This window comes from Brevundimonas sp. GCM10030266, from assembly GCF_042666595.1.
In the GTDB taxonomy this organism is placed as follows: Bacteria; Pseudomonadota; Alphaproteobacteria; order Caulobacterales; family Caulobacteraceae; genus Brevundimonas.
Genome location: NZ_JBHTCY010000001.1, coordinates 910,228 through 925,131 on the forward strand (window position 1 = coordinate 910,228; position 14,904 = coordinate 925,131).

Annotated in this window: 20 protein-coding genes; 11 read left to right on the plus strand and 9 right to left on the minus strand. The window is 69.0% G+C overall.

Annotation, left to right across the window (positions count from 1 at the left end; genetic code table 11):
* Positions 1-33: 33 nt before the first annotated feature.
* Together ACFQQC_RS04770 and rph are read right to left on the minus strand one after the other, a co-directional pair.
* A complete protein-coding gene (locus ACFQQC_RS04770; protein WP_376860189.1) occupies positions 34-390 on the minus strand; it encodes a hypothetical protein in 357 nt (118 codons plus the stop codon).
* 80 nt (positions 391-470) lie between these two features.
* Entirely contained in the window at positions 471-1,196 is a 726-nt protein-coding gene (gene rph / locus ACFQQC_RS04775; RefSeq protein WP_376860190.1) for a ribonuclease PH, read from the minus strand.
* A gap of 59 nt (positions 1,197-1,255) precedes the next feature.
* Here rph and ACFQQC_RS04780 point away from each other — a divergent pair, with 59 nt between their 5' ends.
* From ACFQQC_RS04780 to grpE, 3 genes are read left to right on the plus strand one after another with little or no spacing between them, the layout of a single operon-like run.
* The gene (locus tag ACFQQC_RS04780; protein ID WP_376860192.1) at positions 1,256-1,816 is read left to right on the plus strand and encodes a GNAT family N-acetyltransferase; all 561 of its coding nucleotides are present in this window, start codon (positions 1,256-1,258) and stop codon (positions 1,814-1,816) included.
* Complete coding sequence (hrcA, locus tag ACFQQC_RS04785; RefSeq protein WP_376860194.1) at positions 1,813-2,883, plus strand: heat-inducible transcriptional repressor HrcA; 1,071 nt, start codon at positions 1,813-1,815, stop codon at positions 2,881-2,883. Before ACFQQC_RS04780 ends, hrcA begins: the two co-directional genes overlap by 4 nt.
* Before the next feature lie 32 nt (positions 2,884-2,915).
* The gene (gene grpE, locus ACFQQC_RS04790; protein WP_376860859.1) at positions 2,916-3,500 is read left to right on the plus strand and encodes a nucleotide exchange factor GrpE; all 585 of its coding nucleotides are present in this window, start codon (positions 2,916-2,918) and stop codon (positions 3,498-3,500) included.
* A gap of 151 nt (positions 3,501-3,651) precedes the next feature.
* Here the strand turns inward: grpE and ACFQQC_RS04795 are convergent, their stop codons facing one another.
* Positions 3,652-4,554 (minus strand): dienelactone hydrolase family protein, encoded by a 903-nt coding sequence (locus ACFQQC_RS04795; protein ID WP_376860196.1) that lies wholly within the window; start codon positions 4,552-4,554, stop codon positions 3,652-3,654.
* 65 nt (positions 4,555-4,619) lie between these two features.
* Positions 4,620-5,261 carry an alpha-ketoglutarate-dependent dioxygenase AlkB gene (locus ACFQQC_RS04800; protein WP_376860197.1) on the minus strand — a complete coding sequence of 214 codons (642 nt, stop codon included), beginning with the start codon at positions 5,259-5,261 and terminating at the stop codon, positions 4,620-4,622.
* Between the two features lie 741 nt (positions 5,262-6,002).
* Between ACFQQC_RS04800 and ACFQQC_RS04805 the strand changes: the two genes are divergently transcribed.
* Positions 6,003-6,401: a Tat pathway signal protein gene (locus tag ACFQQC_RS04805; RefSeq protein WP_376860198.1), complete on the plus strand. Its 399-nt coding sequence runs from the start codon at positions 6,003-6,005 to the stop codon at positions 6,399-6,401.
* A gap of 78 nt (positions 6,402-6,479) precedes the next feature.
* On the opposite strand, the gene ACFQQC_RS04810 is transcribed toward ACFQQC_RS04805, so the two are convergent.
* Complete coding sequence (locus ACFQQC_RS04810) at positions 6,480-7,454, minus strand: ABC transporter ATP-binding protein (RefSeq protein ID WP_376860200.1); 975 nt, start codon at positions 7,452-7,454, stop codon at positions 6,480-6,482.
* Between the two features lie 101 nt (positions 7,455-7,555).
* On the opposite strand from ACFQQC_RS04810, the gene ACFQQC_RS04815 reads away from it, so the two are divergent.
* Entirely contained in the window at positions 7,556-7,795 is a 240-nt protein-coding gene (locus tag ACFQQC_RS04815) for a zinc-finger domain-containing protein (protein ID WP_376860202.1), read from the plus strand.
* 7 nt (positions 7,796-7,802) lie between these two features.
* Here the strand turns inward: ACFQQC_RS04815 and ACFQQC_RS04820 are convergent, their stop codons facing one another.
* A complete protein-coding gene (locus tag ACFQQC_RS04820; protein WP_376860204.1) occupies positions 7,803-9,659 on the minus strand; it encodes a DUF885 domain-containing protein in 1,857 nt (618 codons plus the stop codon).
* A 68-nt stretch (positions 9,660-9,727) separates the two neighbouring features.
* Positions 9,728-10,039 (minus strand): metalloregulator ArsR/SmtB family transcription factor, encoded by a 312-nt coding sequence (locus ACFQQC_RS04825; protein ID WP_376860206.1) that lies wholly within the window; start codon positions 10,037-10,039, stop codon positions 9,728-9,730.
* A 97-nt stretch (positions 10,040-10,136) separates the two neighbouring features.
* Here ACFQQC_RS04825 and ACFQQC_RS04830 point away from each other — a divergent pair, with 97 nt between their 5' ends.
* From ACFQQC_RS04830 to ACFQQC_RS04840, 3 genes are read left to right on the plus strand one after another with little or no spacing between them, the layout of a single operon-like run.
* Positions 10,137-10,571 (plus strand): hypothetical protein, encoded by a 435-nt coding sequence (locus tag ACFQQC_RS04830; RefSeq protein WP_376860207.1) that lies wholly within the window; start codon positions 10,137-10,139, stop codon positions 10,569-10,571.
* Positions 10,555-11,475 (plus strand): acyl-CoA desaturase, encoded by a 921-nt coding sequence (locus ACFQQC_RS04835; protein ID WP_376860209.1) that lies wholly within the window; start codon positions 10,555-10,557, stop codon positions 11,473-11,475. Before ACFQQC_RS04830 ends, ACFQQC_RS04835 begins: the two co-directional genes overlap by 17 nt.
* Entirely contained in the window at positions 11,472-11,915 is a 444-nt protein-coding gene (locus tag ACFQQC_RS04840; protein ID WP_376860211.1) for a hypothetical protein, read from the plus strand. The genes ACFQQC_RS04835 and ACFQQC_RS04840 overlap by 4 nt, the downstream gene beginning before the upstream one ends.
* Here the strand turns inward: ACFQQC_RS04840 and ACFQQC_RS04845 are convergent.
* Both ACFQQC_RS04845 and ACFQQC_RS04850 read right to left on the minus strand, forming a co-directional pair.
* Positions 11,912-12,523 carry a DUF6655 family protein gene (locus tag ACFQQC_RS04845; protein WP_376860213.1) on the minus strand — a complete coding sequence of 204 codons (612 nt, stop codon included), beginning with the start codon at positions 12,521-12,523 and terminating at the stop codon, positions 11,912-11,914. The two genes, ACFQQC_RS04840 and ACFQQC_RS04845, sit on opposite strands and share 4 nt — an antisense overlap.
* Positions 12,524-12,525: 2 nt before the next feature.
* Entirely contained in the window at positions 12,526-12,966 is a 441-nt protein-coding gene (locus tag ACFQQC_RS04850; RefSeq protein ID WP_376860215.1) for a VOC family protein, read from the minus strand.
* Between the two features lie 144 nt (positions 12,967-13,110).
* Between ACFQQC_RS04850 and ACFQQC_RS04855 the strand changes: the two genes are divergently transcribed.
* The 3 genes from ACFQQC_RS04855 (at position 13,111) to ACFQQC_RS04865 (ending at position 14,849) form a co-directional block, all read left to right on the plus strand.
* Complete coding sequence (locus ACFQQC_RS04855; protein ID WP_376860217.1) at positions 13,111-13,686, plus strand: YqaA family protein; 576 nt, start codon at positions 13,111-13,113, stop codon at positions 13,684-13,686.
* 64 nt (positions 13,687-13,750) lie between these two features.
* Entirely contained in the window at positions 13,751-14,263 is a 513-nt protein-coding gene (locus tag ACFQQC_RS04860) for a disulfide bond formation protein B (protein WP_376860219.1), read from the plus strand.
* Entirely contained in the window at positions 14,241-14,849 is a 609-nt protein-coding gene (locus tag ACFQQC_RS04865; RefSeq protein ID WP_376860220.1) for a demethoxyubiquinone hydroxylase family protein, read from the plus strand. The genes ACFQQC_RS04860 and ACFQQC_RS04865 overlap by 23 nt, the downstream gene beginning before the upstream one ends.
* Positions 14,850-14,904: the final 55 nt, after the last annotated feature.

Below are 14,904 nucleotides of genomic sequence, written 5' to 3' on the forward strand. Positions count from 1 at the left end.
CGCGACCGTAACCGACCTGGAGTCTGGAAACCGTTAAGCGGCGCACTCCACCGGCTTGGTCTCGCCCGGTCCATACATGGCGCAGGAGCGGTCGATCTCGTCCTGGATCATCTGGCAGGGATTTGCCGGATTGCAGGGCGGGTGGCTGGCCGGGCTGACGCGGGTGCAGCGGCTGGCCAGGGCGACGGCGGCGGCCTCGCCCTGTTCGGCGGTGCAGGAGGCGGCCTCGGCCGGCGCCTCTTCCTGCGGCGGCGCATCGGCGGGCATGACCGGTTCCGGCGTCGCCGCCGTGGTCGCGGGCGCGGCGGGCTCCGCGCCCGGAGACGCGGGTTGCTGGTCGCAGGCGGCCACCATCAGCAGGGCGGCGGTCAACAGGATCGGCAGGCGCATCGTCATCTCCCCATGACGTGGAGAAACGACGATGCCGCGTTTTGGTTACCGATAAAAGCCCGTAACGCTGTCAGGCGAAATCAGCGACCCAGGGCCGCGCGCTGCAGGGCGAACAGCTCGCCGCAGCCGATCTCGGCCAGTTCGAACAGGCGGTTGAACTCGGCGCGCGAGAAGCCGCGCTTCTCGCCCGTGGCCTGGATCTCGACGATGGTCCCCGAGCCGGTCAGGACGAAATTGCTGTCGGCCTCGGCGGAGGAGTCCTCTTCGTAGTCGAGGTCCAGCACCGGCTGGTCGTTGCAGACGCCGCAAGAGACGGCGGCGACCTGGTCGAGGATCGGATCGGTCTTCATCACGCCCTCGGCGCGCAGGTAGTCGAAGGCCGAGGCCATGGCGACCCAGGCGCCGGTGATGGCGGCGGTGCGGGTGCCGCCATCGGCCTGGATGACGTCGCAGTCCAGGACCACCTGACGCTCGCCCAGCGCCTTCAGGTCCACGACGGCGCGCAAGCTACGGCCGATCAGGCGCTGGATTTCCTGCGTCCGGCCGGTCTGCTTGCCCGCCGCGGCCTCACGACGACCGCGGGTGTGGGTGGCGCGGGGCAGCATGCCGTATTCGGCCGTCACCCAGCCCTGACCCTTGCCGCGCATCCAGCCGGGGACGTTCTCTTCCACCGACGCGGTGACCAGAACCTTCGTATTGCCGAAGGTGACCAGGCAGGAGCCCTCGGCGTAGCGGTTCACGCCGGTTTCCAGCGTCACCTTGCGGAGCTGTTCGGGGGTGCGGTCGGAAGGGCGGGGCGTGGTCATGATCGGGGGTCCGTGGAAGCCGTCTTGGAAGAGGACGGGGCGCTGCTTATCCTGAAACCATGAGCCTGTCCCCCTCCACGCCCGGTCTGGTGCGCCTGCGTCCCGCGACGCCGGCGGATGTGCCCGTGCTGCAGGCCTGGGACCGGGAGCCGCATGTGATCGCCTGCTCCAGCGACCGGCCTGATCTGGAGGTCGCCTTTGACGGCATCGACTGGCCGGAGGAACTGGCCGCGGCCTCGCCTGTGAGTTTCCACCTGATCGCCGAGGCGGACGGTCGGCCCATCGGCGCCATGCAGGTGTGCGACCCGCATCTGGAGCCCAGCCATTACTGGGGCGAGATCGAGCCGGGCCTGCGGGCCATGGACATCTGGATCGGCCCGGCGGATGCGCTCAATCGCGGCTACGGCACGCAAATGATGACGCTGGCGATCGAGGCCGCCTTCGCCGATCCGACGGTGAAGGCGGTCATCATCGACCCCCTGAACACCAATACGGACGCCCATCGCTTCTACCGCCGGCTGGGGTTCGAAGAGGTCGGACGACAGGTCTTCAATGACGAGGATGATTGTCTGGTGATGAGGCTGGATCGGGCGGCGTGGGCGGCGAGAGGCGCGGCATGACCTTTCTGAACCCCTCCCCGACCCTGCCGGCGCTGGACCAGCGCGCGCGCGACATCTTCCGGCGCATCGTCGAAAGCTATCTCCAGACCGGCGAGCCGGTGGGGTCGCGGACGCTGGCGATGAGCGGGGTCAGCCTGTCGCCGGCCTCGATCCGCAACACCATGCAGGACCTGACGCTGGCGGGGCTGCTGGCCTCGCCGCACACCTCGGCGGGGCGGATCCCGACCCATGCGGGCCTGCGGCTGTTCGTCGACGGCCTGCTGGAGATCGGCGACATCTCCACGGAGGAGCGGCGCGAGATTGACGGGCGGCTGGCGGGGCGCGGCCGCAGCTTCGATGAGGCGCTGAACGAGGCCTCGTCCCTGCTGTCGGGTCTGGCGGGCGGCGCCAGCATCGTGGCCAGTCCGGTGCGCGACGCCGGGGTCAAGCATGTGGAGTTCGTGGCGCTGGGCCATGATCAGGCGCTGGCGGTGCTGGTCGGCGACGACGGCTCGGTCGAGAACCGGCTGATGCCGCTGAAGGCCGGGGTGACGCCCTCGACCCTGCAGGAGGCGTCGAACTTCCTGAATGCCCGTCTGCGTGGTCGCCCCCTGCATGAGGCGCGCACCGAGATGCGGACCGAGCTGGATCTGGCGCGGCGCGAGCTGGACGCGACGGCGGCGCGACTGGTCGAGGATGGGCTGGCCGCCTGGTCAGGCGGGGCGGAGCGAGAACGCGCGCTGATCGTGCGGGGCCGGGCCAATCTGCTGCAGGACGCCGGGGCGATGGAGGATCTGGAGAAGGTCCGCGTCCTGTTCGACGATCTGGAGCAGAAGGAACAGCTGATCGGCCTGCTGGACGGGGTGTCCTCGGCCCAGGGCGTCCGCATCTTTATCGGCGCGGAAACGCGCCTGTTCTCACTTTCGGGTTCCGCCGTGATCGCGGCGCCCTATATGAGCGGCCGACAACGGGTTCTGGGCGCCATAGGCGTGATCGGGCCCGCGAGACTGAACTACGCCCGTGTCATCCCGTTGGTGGACTATACCGCCCGGGTGCTGGGCCGGATGCTGGACGGACAAGAGACGTGAACGATACCCCCGACTACGATCCCGAAACCGAACTGGACGCCGACATCGGCGAGGCCGAAGGCTTTGGCGGCGAGGACGACCTGGCCCCGCTGGACGCCGTGATCGCCGAGCGCGACCAGTGGAAGGATCGCGCCCTGCGCGCCGTGGCCGAGGCCGAGAACACCAAGCGCCGGGCCGAAACCCAGAACAATGACGCCCGCGCCTACGCCATCCAGAAGTTCGCGCGCGACCTTCTGGTCGTGGCCGACAATCTGGAGCGCGCCATCCAGGCCGCGCCGAAGGAGGCCGACGGCGCCGCCGCAGGCCTGACCGAAGGGCTGGAGCTGACCCAGAAGGCCCTGTTCTCGGCCTTCGAGGCCAACAATCTGAAGCGCGTCGCGCCGGAGCCGGGCGAGGTCTTCGACCCGCACCTGCATCAGGCGATGATGGAGCAGCCGTCCGACACCGTTCAGGGCGGTCAGGTGATCCAGACCCTGCAGGCCGGCTACGCCCTGTTCGGCCGCACCGTGCGTCCGGCCATGGTGGTGGTCGCCGCCAAGGGCTCCGGCGCCGCGGCGGGCAATGCGGCCTATGCCGCCGCCCAGGCCACCGGCGGGAATTTCGACAGCAAGGCTTAACCCCTTCTCCCCTCCGGGGGAGAAGGTGGCATGCGGAGCATGACGGATGAGGGGGATGCTGGAAGCGGCGTCCCCCTCTCCAATTGCGGTGCGGATAGAGTCCCCCTCATCCCTCCCTTCGGGACACCTTCTCCCCCGAGGGGAGAAGGATTCAGCGCTTCAGCCGCGCCTCGAAGAAGGCCAGCAGCTTCGCCCAGCCGTCTGCGGCGTCGGCCGCGCGGTAGCTGTCGCGGTAGTCGGCGTGGAAGCCGTGCGGGGCGCCCGGATAGACGACGATGTCGCTGGCGGTCTGGCCGGCGCGGGCCAGGGCGCGGCGCATGGCCTCGACGCTGGGGAGGGGGATGCCGGTGTCGTTCTCGCCATAAAGGCCCAGCACCGGGGATTTGAGGTCATCGGCCAGATCGACCGGCCAGGGCTGGCCGCTGGAGATCTGTTCGGGGGTGGCGTTGGCGGCGGGGGCCAGACGGCCGTACCAGGCGACGCCGCCGTCGATGACGGCGAAGCGGGCGCAGGCCTGCCAGGTGACCTTGCCGCCCCAGCACCAGCCGGTGATGCCGACCTTGTCGCCGTCGGCCCAGAGCTGCTGGCTGACCCAGTCCAGCGTGGCCGACACATCGCCCATCACCTGCTCATAACCGGCCGCCGAGACGATCTGCATGATGCGGGTCATGTCGGTCAGGGGCGCCGGATCCTCGACCCGGTTGAAGAAGGCCGGAGCGACCGCCGCATAACCGGCCTTGGCCAGGCGGCGGCAGATGTCGCGGATGTACTCGTGCACACCGAAGATCTCGGACACCACGATCACCACCGGGAAGGGGCCGTCTCCCGCCGGGCGGGCGACATAGGCGGGCAGGTCGAAGCCGTCTGGCGCCGGATAGGTGACATCCGCGGTGACCAGACCCGCGCTGTCCGTGGTCACCGGAGCGGCCTGCGCCGCCAGGGCGGCGGGGGCGTAGCCGGCGAAGAACAGGCCTCCGACCGCGCCGGCGCCCAGCGTGCGGCGGTTCAGGATCATGTCTTCGGCCTGCGGACCTTCGGGGCGGATCAGCGTCATGGGCGGGCTCCGGTTTTTGAGGTGGCCGGACAGTGGGGGCGGCCCCTCGCGCCGTCGAGTCACGATTACCGTGAAGTCTGACGTTCGGCGGGACCGGCGCGGCGCAGGGTCAGGTTGATGCGCCCGCCACCCTCCAGCAACTGTGATGAGCCGGGCAGCAGCCTGTCGATCCCGTGCCGCGCCAGCCGCGCTGGGCCGGTCAGGGCGCAGACATCGCCCGACGCCAGACGGACGGAGCGGGTGGGCCCGCCGCCGGCCGGGCCGATGCGGAAGACGGCGGTGTCACCCAGCGAGACGGACAGCACCGGCGCGGTCAGGTCGGCCTCGTCCTGATCCTGATGCAGGCCCATCTTCGCCTCGTCGCGATACAGATTGACCAGACAGGCGTCCGGCGGCTCGGGCCAGCCGGTCAGGTCGCGCCAGAGGTCCAGCAGGACGGACGGGATCGGCGGCCAGGGCTGTCCGGTGACCGGATGGACCGGCTGATAGCGATAGCCGTCGCGATCTGACACCCAGCCCAGCGGCCCGAGGTTGGTCATCCGCACAGAAAAGGGGCGGCCGCCCGGGGTGACGGGGCGGTAGAAGGGGCTGGCCGCGACCGCCGCGCGGATTTCGGTCAGCAGCGCGGTCTGCTGCCCGGCATTGAGCGCGCCCGGCCACAGGCGGAAGCCTTCCAGTCCGGTGTCGATTTCGCGCGGCGTGGTCATGCGCGCCTGTTCTAGGAAGTCGGGAGGGCGGGCGGAAGGCGGAGGATGACGCGGTCCGGTCCTCCGGCTAAGCCTTGCGGATGATCCGCGCCCTGCTGTCCGCCGTCCTCGTCCTGACCCTGACCGCCTGCGGTTCGGGCGAGCCCGCGGGCGCCGCCGCGCCGCAACCGACGACGCTGGTCGTGCTGGACGCCGGCCAGGAGACCGCCGCCCTGGCGCCGAACAGCTCGATGCGTCTGGTGTCGAAGGGGGATGGCGAAGTCCTGCTGAGCGCGGGCTTCTTCAATCGCAATGAGATGGCGCGGGTCGGTCTGCCGGCGCGCGCGGCCTGGGCGGCGGATTCGCGACGCCTGTTCATCAACGACCCCGGCAATGCGGCGCTGGGCGTGGTGCGGGTGTTCGACGTCGCCTCCAACGGGCTGGGGACCGAGCGGACGGAAGCGCATCGCACCGCCGTGGCCGAACTGGTGCGGATGAACGGCTGCGCCTCCGCGCCCGAGGGCGATGTGGCCACCGCGGGCCTGGCCTGGGCCGGGGACGGGGCGCAGCTGTATGTCCTGGCGGAGGTGCGGCGCCGCACGGGCGACTGCCTGTGGGACAAGGTCTCCAGCATCATTGTCGTGACCGATATCGAGAGCGGGCGCCTTCTGGAGGCCCGCCCGCCGATGAGGCGCGGCGGCGTCATCCCGGGCTTGCGGGGATGTAACGCGGTTTTAAAGCGGCGCGTGCCAGAAGGCGCGCATGGAACGTCGCGCCCTTCTCGGTCTGGCAGCCGTCGCTGCCGCCACCGCCGCCTCTCCCGCCGCCGCCTCGGACGGGGGCGGCGGTTCGTCGGGGAACAGCTATCTCGGCCTGCCGACGGTGACGGGCAATGTCCGTCGCCCCGGCGGCGCGCTGGGCGTGATGACGGTCGAGGTCGGGGTGGATACGCCGGACGCCGCCCTGCGGACGCGGGTGGCCCAGTCGGCTCCGCGTCTGCGCGCCGCCTATGCCCAGGTGGTCCAGCAACATGCCGGAGCCCTGCTGCCGGGCGCGCCGCCGGACATCGAGCGTCTTGTCTCGGCCCTGCAGACCGCCACCAACACCGTCATGGGCCGCGCCGGGGCGCGCCTGCTGATCGGGACGGTGATGGTCGTCTAGGTTTCAGGCCCTAGGTTCCAGGTTCTGGGGGACTGGGCGCCAGACACGCCCTGAAACCTGAAACCTCGCGCCTAAAACCTAGTCCTTCGTCGGACTGACCTGCGACGCGTCGCCGTAGGTGAGGGCCAGGAAGACGTCTTCCAGATCCGGGTCCTCGGTCGAGATGTCGGCGATGGTGACGCCGGCGGCGCGGACGGCGGCGAGGACGTGCTCGACCGACGACTGGCCCTTCTTGTAGCTGATGGCGAAGGCGCCGTTCGGGCGGGGCACCACGTCAAAGCCCGGCACGGTCGGCAGGCCGTCCAGTTCGCCCTCGGGGGTCACCACCACATTGCGGGTGTCCAGACGGCGCAGCAGCTGCGGCGTCGGTTCGCAGGCGACCACCTGCCCGCGGTTCATGATGGCGATGGTGTCGCAGAGCTCCTGCGCTTCCTCGAGGTAGTGGGTGGTCAGCAGGATGGTCACGCCCTCGGCGTTGATCTTGCGGACGTACTCCCAGAGCTGACGGCGCAGCTCGACATCGACCCCGGCGGTCGGCTCGTCGAGGATCAGGATGGGCGGATTGTGGACCAGGGCCTTGGCCACCATCAGGCGGCGCTTCATGCCGCCGGACAGGGCGCGGACGTAGGCGTTGGCCTTGTCCGACAGGCCGAGCGCGGCCAGCAGTTCGTCGGAGCGGCGCTCACTGGCGGGCACGCCGTAGAAGCCCGCCTGCACCTCCAGCGCCTCGCGCGGGGTGAAGAAGACGTCGGCGACGATCTCCTGCGGCACCACGCCCAGCGCGGCGGCGGCGTCGCGCGGGGCCTTGTCGATGTCGCGGCCCCAGATCGAGACCGTGCCGCCGGTCTTGTTGACGATGCCCGAGATGATGTTGATCAGGGTCGACTTGCCCGCCCCGTTCGGGCCCAGAAGGCCGAACATCGAGCCGCGCGGAATGACCAGATCGACGCCGCGCAGGGCGGTCTTGGGCGGGGCCTTCTTGGTCCCGGCATAGGTCTTTTCCAGCCCCCGAACCTCGATGGCGTTGACGGGCAGGGCTTCGGTCTCGGTCATGCAGGCGCTTTCGGGTGTTTCAGGCGTCTCCGTTTGACGGTAAGGAGCGCGCGCGCATACCTATGTGCGCCTGCCCCAATCGCCAAGTCAGAGCCTGCCGAATGTCGTCGCGCCCCACCTCCGTGATCATCCCCCCGCCGGAAGAGATCGTGGTGACGACCAAGCGCGTCGCCTGCGACGGCGGCGGCGGCGCTCTCGGCCACCCGCTGGTCTATATGGACATGGGCGAGGACGACCACGTCGAGTGCGGCTACTGCGACCGCAAATTCGTGCTGGCCACCGCGAAGAAGGCCGGCGGCGACTATCACAGCCCCGCCGCCCGTCCGCCCGAGGCGCACTGACCGCTCGCTATGAGGCGGGCGCGCCGCCGCCCGCGGCGATCCAGGCGTCGACCTGATCGCTCAGCACATCCAGCGGCACCGACCCTGAGCCCAGCACCACCGCGTGGAAGTCGCGGATGTCGAAGCGGTCGCCCAGCACCGTCTGCGCGCGCTGGCGCAGCTCCATGATCCTCAACTCGCCGATCTTGTAGCTGGTCGCCTGACCGGGGCTGGTGATGTAGCGCTCGACCTCCTTCTGGATGTCGCGCTCGGACAGCAGCGAGTTCTGGCGGAAATAGTCCATGGCCTGTTCGCGGGTCCAGCGCTTGGCGTGCAGGCCGGTGTCGGTGACCAGACGCACCGCGCGCCACAGCTCGGTCGAGAGACGGCCGAAGTCCGAATAGGGATCCTGATAGAAGCCCATCTCCTTGCCCAGACGCTCGGCGTACAGGCCCCAGCCCTCGGCATAGGCGCCGTAGCCGCCAAAGCGGCGGAAGGACGGCAGGCCCTGCATCTCCTGGGCGTAGGCGATCTGGAAGTGATGGCCCGGCGCGCCCTCGTGATAGCTGATGCCCTCGATCTGGGGCTTCAGCACCTGGGTCATGTCCGACAGGTTCACATAGTAGATGCCCGGGCGTGAGCCGTCCGGGGCGGGCGAGTTGTAAAAGGCGATGCTGGCGGTGGCCTCGCGCCAGGCCTCGACCGCCCGGACCTCCAGCGCCGCCTCCGGCAGGTCGCTGAACCAGCGCGGCGCGGCCTCCATCACCTGGGCGATGAAGGCGCGGGCGTCGGTCAGATATTGCTCCTTGCCCTCCGGGGTGTTCGGATACTGGAAGCGCGGATCGGTCTTCAGCAGGGTGAACATCTCGGGCAGGGAGCCGGTGAAGCCGACCTGATCCATGATGACCTGCATCTCGCCCTGCAGGCGCGCGACCTCCCGAAGCCCGATCTCGTGGATCTGGTCGGCGGTCAGGTCGGTGGTGGTCGAGAGCTGGAGGCGGGCGTTGTAATAGGCCTCGCCGTCCGGAAGCCGCCACACGCCGCCGTCGCGGTCGGGCATCACGGCCGCCTGCTGCTGCACCTCGGCCAGCGCCGCCAGCACGCCTTCATAGCCGCGCTTCCATTCGCCGGTCAGGGCCGCGCGACCCTCCGCCAGCAGACGGTCCTTCGTCGCCTGATCGGTTTCCAGCGCGCCGATCTTGCGCTGGAAGTCTGCCCAGACCGGGTTGTCGGCGGCGTCATCGAACGGGGCGCCGGTGATGATGTTGCGCGTGTTGGCGATCGAGGGCTCGAACACGAAATTCGGGGAGATGACGCCCTTGGAGGCGCGGTCGCGCAGCTCGGCGGCGATCTCGCCCATCACCCGCTCGGAGGCGCGCAGGCGCGAGACATAGGCCTCGGCGTCCGACACGCTGGAGACGCGGTGGTTGTTGATCAGGAAGACGGGCAGGCTGGTGGTCGGATTGCCGTTGGCGGCGAACTGATAGCCCCAGTCGCGCCATTGGTTCGACAGCCGGGCCTGCTCCACCCCGTACTCGAACAGCCGCATCGACATCCGGCTGTCGGCGCTGAGCGTCGCCGGATCGAATTGCGCCTTCATCTGCGCCAGCTGGCTTTCGGCCAGGGCCAGCGAACGCTCGGCGGCGGCGTCGGTCGTGTCGTCCAGCTTGTCGTAGTCGGTCTTCAGGCCGAGCGAGGTCATCGTCTGCGGCGACAGGGCGATCCGCGCCTGCCAGGCCTGTTCGAAGAAGGCCGCCAGCCGGGCGTCCTCGGTCTGGATCGAGGCGTCGGCTGAAGCCGGAGCGGTGGTCTGGGCCGATGCCGCGACGGGCGCGCCCGCCAGAACGGCGACGGCGCAGACGGTGGAGACGAGCAGACGACGCATGGAAACCCTCCCGGAAACTGAGGGCGCGACCTTCAACGCTCGGGCGGGCCGGCGCAAGCCGTGGAGGATCAGTCCTTGCGGCCCCGGGCGAGCTCGGCGCTCTCGGCCTTCAGCGGCTTGGAGACCGGGCAGACCTCCTGGGCATAGCTGTGCAGCGTATTGGCCAGATGGTCCGGGACCAGGCTGTAGTGGACGTACTGGCCCTTCTTCTCGCTGGTCACCAGGCCGGCGTTCTCCAGCACGGTCAGGTGCTGACTGACTGCGGGCTTGGAGATTTCGAACCGCGCCGCGATCTCGCCCGCCGTCAGGTCGGTATGGGCGAGGTAGGCCAGGATCTTGCGACGGATCTGGGAGGAGAGGGCTTCGAACACACGCTGCATGGCTGCGACATTTAAGCGATTTGCGAACCACTTGCCAGCTTCGGATTTAAGAGATTAAGTGATGTCTTAAATATCTAACCGGTGACGGAGGGCGGCGATGAGGCGAGTGTGGAGCGGCATACGGGTCTTGCTGATCCTGATGGCGACCGGACTGGCGGCTGCGACCGGCTTCCTGCTGTTCATGCTCATCGGCGGGTTCTGGGGGCTGATGATCGGCCTTCTCGCCTTCCCGATCTGGATGCTGGGCGCGATGCTGGCGGCCGCGCCGGTCTGGCGGTTCATGCATGTGCGGGGCGTTCGGAGCCGGCAGGACTTTGTCCTGTCCGGCGGACTGGTCTCCGGGGTCGTCGCTCCGCTTGCGATGTACCTGCCGCTGGCCATGGCGTCGGGGACGTCGATCCATCTGTCGGCCATCTGGAGCCCGGCGACGTTCGTGATCGCGGCGGGGCCGGGGCTTCTGGCCGGCTACGTCCTGTGGAAGCTGGCCTACGGAAACCGCGTCCGGGGAGGGCTCCATGTCGCACACGCATGATGACCCCTGCGCGGTGAACAGCCTCGTCGAGACGCCCGGTTGTTCGCCCGTCGAGGGCCGGGTCGTCTGGGATCCGCTGCACTCGCTCTGGAACGGCGGGATGCTGGTCGGGGTGCTGGTGCTGGGGCCGCTGACGGTCAGTCCTGGCGCGGTGGCGGTGTTCGCCGTGACGACAGGCGGCGCCCTGCTGCTGGGTCATTCGGTCGGGTTTCACCGGCGGCTGATCCACGGCAGCTTCAAATGTCCGCTGTGGCTGGAGCATATGCTGGTCTGGATCGGGACCGCCGTCGGCATGAGCGGGCCGTTCTGGATGATCCGCACCCATGACCTGCGCGACTGGGCCCAGCGTCAGTCGGACTGCCACGACTATCTGGCCCACCGGCGGCCCATGCTGATCGACGCGATCTGGCAGATGCATTGCCGGCTGGAGCTGGCGTATCCGCCCGCGTTCGATCTGGGCAAAATCGGGCGGGACCGCTTCTATCGCTTCCTTGAGCGCACATGGATGCTGCAGCAGGTTCCCATCGCGGGCGGCCTCTATCTGATGGGCGGCTGGGGCTTTGTGGTCTGGGGCGTTTGCGCGCGGGTCTCGGCCTCGGTGGTCGGCCACTGGTTCGTCGGCCATCTGGCGCATCGGCGCGGGCCGCAGAGCTGGCTGGTCGAGGGCGCGGGGGTGCAGGCGCACGACGTGCCCTGGGCGGCGATCCCGACCATGGGCGAGGCCTGGCACAACAACCACCACGCCTTCCCCGGCTCGGCCCGCATCGGCCTGTACCCGGGCCAGAGCGACTGGGGCTACCGCTTCATCCAGTTGCTGGAGAAGGCCGGGCTGGCATGGGACGTGCGCACCCCCGAGACGATGGGCGCGCGCAAGGTGCTGGTGGCGGCGGAGACGGGGCGATGAAACCCGAGTGGAGATCCATCGTCGCTGCGTTTCTCGCCGCTGCTGTCTCGGGGGCCTTTGTGTTCTCGCTCGAGACCGCGGCGTTGGTGGCGTTGGGCGAGTTGAGGCCGGGCGTGTTGGGCGCAGTGAGGGGGCTTGCCCAACTCCTGTTCTCGACCGTAACGGGCGTGCTGCTCGCATCACCGGTCTTTCTGATCGGACTGGTGGTCGTGGGTGGACCAGCTTGGCTGATCGTCAATGCCACATGGGTCCGGTCACGAATTGTGGCGACAATTCTGGGCGCCGGTCTGGCCGGAAGCGTGGCGACAATCATCCTGGCCTTGCTTGGGCTGGTCGCTGGCGGGGCGGCCGCCATCGGCGGAGCGGCGCTGATCCTGCCCGGCGCCGCCGCCGGATGGACCCTCCACCGCGTCGCCTACGGCCGGAACCCCAAGCCCTAGAACTGCCGCCAGCTGTCGCCAGGGTCGCGCTCGCCGGGATCGACGGTCTGCTGGCCCCAGGAGACGATCATCAGCACCTTGTGGCTGCGGATGCGGAAGTCGCCCGTCATCGGCAGGACCGCGCCCAGCGGGGCGCCGGTGCGCGGCTCGTAGAGGAAGCCCGAGAACTCGGCCACGCCGATCCGGTCACGCCGGCTGTAGATCGACAGCTCGGGGATGGAGACGACGTTCAGGCTCTCGTTGATCGGCACCCGCATCTCGGGCAGGCCGACGACGCGGCGCATCTGCTCCAGCGACAGGGCGCCGGCGCGCACCTCCATCACCGCGTCGGCCTCGGCCTTGTTCGGGGCGATGGCGTAACCGGCCTCGGACAGGGCGCCGCGGATGGCGCTGAGGGCGTAGGGCGCGCTCTCGGCCTTGAAATAGGTCTCGTCCACGAAGACCCGCGACCCGGCCGGGATCGGCAGGATCAGACCCTCCACCGCCCGGTCCGCCGCGCGCGAGAGCAGCAGTTGCTCGGTCGCGGTCCGGGACGGATTGGTCTCGGTGGTGGAGGCGCAGGCCGCCAGTCCCAGCAGGGCCAGCGGCAGGACGGAAAGGGCTTTCAAGATCACCAGCTCCCGGTGTTGGGCATCGAGGCCCAGGGTTCGGCGGGCGCCAGCGGCTCGCCTTCCTGCAGCAGCTCGATCGAGATGCCGTCCGGCGACCGTACAAAGGCCATGTGACCATCGCGGGGCGGGCGGCTGATCAGCACGCCGCCGTCGGCCAGACGCTGGCAGGCGGCGTAGATGTCATCGACCTTGTAGGCCAGATGGCCGAAATTCCGGCCGCCGGTATAGGTTTCCGGATCCCAGTTGTACGTCAGCTCGACCTCGGGTGACCGCTCGGCCTCGGACCGCGACAGGTCCTTGGGCGCGGCGAGGAAGACCAGGGTGAAGCGGCCCTTCTCGTTCTCCATCCGGCGCATCTCCTGCAGACCCAGCAGGTCGCACCAGAAGCGCAGGGAGGCGTCGAGGTCGGTCACGCGGACCATGGTGTGCAGGTAGCGCATGGCTTTCCGATCCGGCGGGAGTTGAGCGGAGGCGCGCCTTATAGCGGCGGATCGCCGCGACGGCGACTCAACTGGCGTTTCGGCGGATGCGCGGGGCCTCGGGATCGGCTAGACGCATGGTTTCGGCCTGTCGCCGGAGGACTGATGCTTCGCAAGCTTTATGACTGGGTCTTTTCGCTGGCCCGCAGCAAGCACGCCACCAAGTCGTTGGCGGTCGTGTCCTTCGCCGAGAGCTCCTTCTTCCCCATTCCGCCGGATGTCATGCTGGCCCCGATGGTGCTGGCGCGTCCGGAGCGGGCCTATTTCTACGCCACGGTCTGCACCATCGCCTCGGTTCTGGGCGGCGTCCTAGGCTATGCGATCGGCTACTATCTCGAGCCTGTGGGTCTGGCGATCCTGGCCTTCCTCGGCAAGGCCGACACCTTCGAACAGTCCAAGGCCCTGTTCCAGCAGCACGGCGCCTGGGTGATCCTGGTGAAGGGGCTGACCCCTATCCCGTTCAAGCTGGTGACCATCGCCTCCGGCATCTTCCAATTCAATCTGGCCCTGTTCATCGCCCTGTGCGTCCTCACGCGCGGCGGCCGTTTCTTCCTGGTCGCCTTCGTGCTGAAGAAATGGGGCCCGGCGGTGCTGGCGATGGTCGAGAAGCGGCTGGCGCTGTGGACCGTGATCGGCCTTGTGGTGCTGGTCGGCGCCTTCGCGGCGGTGAAGCTGCTCTGAGCCAATCGACGGACGGCTCCGGCCCCGCTATGAACGTCGTCCGATGAGAGGTTTTTACAGACTTGTGACGCGGTGGTGGACCGCCTTCGCCCTGGTGGCCTCGCTGGCCCTGCTGGGCTTCGCGCATCTGTCCGAAGTGATCTGGGATCTCACCCCCTGCAATCTCTGCCTCAAGGCGCGTGAGGTCTACTGGGGCGCCGCCGCCGTGGCCTTGGTCGCCACCCTCTGGCACCTGCTCAGCCGCGGCAGCCGCGGCACGCCGCGTATCGCCGCCTTCCTGCTGGCCGTGATCTTCGCCACCGGCGCCGTCACCTCCGTCTTCCACATGGGCGGCGAGCTGAAATGGTGGGATCTGCCCGCCACCTGCATGGCCGGCGGCACGGTCGATCTGGCCAGCATGGCCTCGCTGGCCATGGGCACCGGCCCGATCAAGCCGGTCGCCATGTGCGACGCGGTGACGTGGCGCTTCCTGGGGGTCAGCATGGCAGGATGGAACGCCCTGATCGCGGCGGCGCTTGCCGTAATCAGCCTGCTCGCCGCCAAGAGGCCCAAGGATGCCCGCGCCCCACGCTCCTGAACCCGCGACCGACACGGTCCACGACGCCCGCCGCATTCCCCTGCCCCGTCCGGGTCGGGGCGCCAGCCAGCGCCGTCGCGCGGAAATCCTGCGGGTCGATCACGCCGGCGAGTACGCCGCCGTCCACATCTACCGCGCCCAGCAGGCCGTCTTCGCGGGCCGCAAGGGCAAGGAAGCCATCACCGCCGATATGGAGGAGATGGGCCTTCAGGAGCAGGTGCATCTGGCGCGCTTCAACGCCCTGCTGAACGCCGAGGGCGTGCGGCCCACGGTGATGACGCCGATCTGGCGGCTGGCCGCCCTGACGCTGGGCGCCGGCACGGCCCTGATCAGCGAGAAGGCCGCCCACGCCTGCACCGAGGCCGTCGAGGCGGTGATCGAGGAGCACTATGCGGACCAGATCGCCGAGATTCAGGAACAGGATCCGGCGCTGGCCGCCGAACTGACCGTCTTCCGCGAGGAAGAACTGGCCCACCACGACCATGCCGTCGACCACGGCAGCCGCGACGCCCCCGCCTATGAACTGCTCAGCGCGGTGATCAAGGCGGGCTGCAAGGTGGCGATCAAGGTGTCTGAAAGGGTCTGACCTTAAGGAATTAGGGAGTAGGAATTAGGGGTTAGGGAAGGCCGTCCGGGCGCGA

Coding starts and splice junctions, on each gene's coding strand:
- ACFQQC_RS04825 (WP_376860206.1), bottom strand. CDS start 10,039: ATGCAGCGTGTGTTCGAAGCCCTCTCCTCCCAGATCCGTCGCAAGATC.
- ACFQQC_RS04820 (WP_376860204.1), bottom strand. CDS start 9,659: ATGCGTCGTCTGCTCGTCTCCACCGTCTGCGCCGTCGCCGTTCTGGCG.
- ACFQQC_RS04865 (WP_376860220.1), top strand. CDS start 14,241: ATGCCCGCGCCCCACGCTCCTGAACCCGCGACCGACACGGTCCACGAC.
- ACFQQC_RS04800 (WP_376860197.1), bottom strand. CDS start 5,261: ATGACCACGCCGCGCGAAATCGACACCGGACTGGAAGGCTTCCGCCTG.
- ACFQQC_RS04850 (WP_376860215.1), bottom strand. CDS start 12,966: ATGCGCTACCTGCACACCATGGTCCGCGTGACCGACCTCGACGCCTCC.
- ACFQQC_RS04770 (WP_376860189.1), bottom strand. CDS start 390: ATGCGCCTGCCGATCCTGTTGACCGCCGCCCTGCTGATGGTGGCCGCC.
- ACFQQC_RS04810 (WP_376860200.1), bottom strand. CDS start 7,454: ATGACCGAGACCGAAGCCCTGCCCGTCAACGCCATCGAGGTTCGGGGG.
- ACFQQC_RS04840 (WP_376860211.1), top strand. CDS start 11,472: ATGAAACCCGAGTGGAGATCCATCGTCGCTGCGTTTCTCGCCGCTGCT.
- ACFQQC_RS04815 (WP_376860202.1), top strand. CDS start 7,556: ATGTCGTCGCGCCCCACCTCCGTGATCATCCCCCCGCCGGAAGAGATC.
- rph (WP_376860190.1), bottom strand. CDS start 1,196: ATGACCACGCCCCGCCCTTCCGACCGCACCCCCGAACAGCTCCGCAAG.
- ACFQQC_RS04835 (WP_376860209.1), top strand. CDS start 10,555: ATGTCGCACACGCATGATGACCCCTGCGCGGTGAACAGCCTCGTCGAG.
- ACFQQC_RS04805 (WP_376860198.1), top strand. CDS start 6,003: ATGGAACGTCGCGCCCTTCTCGGTCTGGCAGCCGTCGCTGCCGCCACC.
- ACFQQC_RS04830 (WP_376860207.1), top strand. CDS start 10,137: ATGAGGCGAGTGTGGAGCGGCATACGGGTCTTGCTGATCCTGATGGCG.
- ACFQQC_RS04855 (WP_376860217.1), top strand. CDS start 13,111: ATGCTTCGCAAGCTTTATGACTGGGTCTTTTCGCTGGCCCGCAGCAAG.
- ACFQQC_RS04795 (WP_376860196.1), bottom strand. CDS start 4,554: ATGACGCTGATCCGCCCCGAAGGTCCGCAGGCCGAAGACATGATCCTG.
- hrcA (WP_376860194.1), top strand. CDS start 1,813: ATGACCTTTCTGAACCCCTCCCCGACCCTGCCGGCGCTGGACCAGCGC.
- ACFQQC_RS04780 (WP_376860192.1), top strand. CDS start 1,256: ATGAGCCTGTCCCCCTCCACGCCCGGTCTGGTGCGCCTGCGTCCCGCG.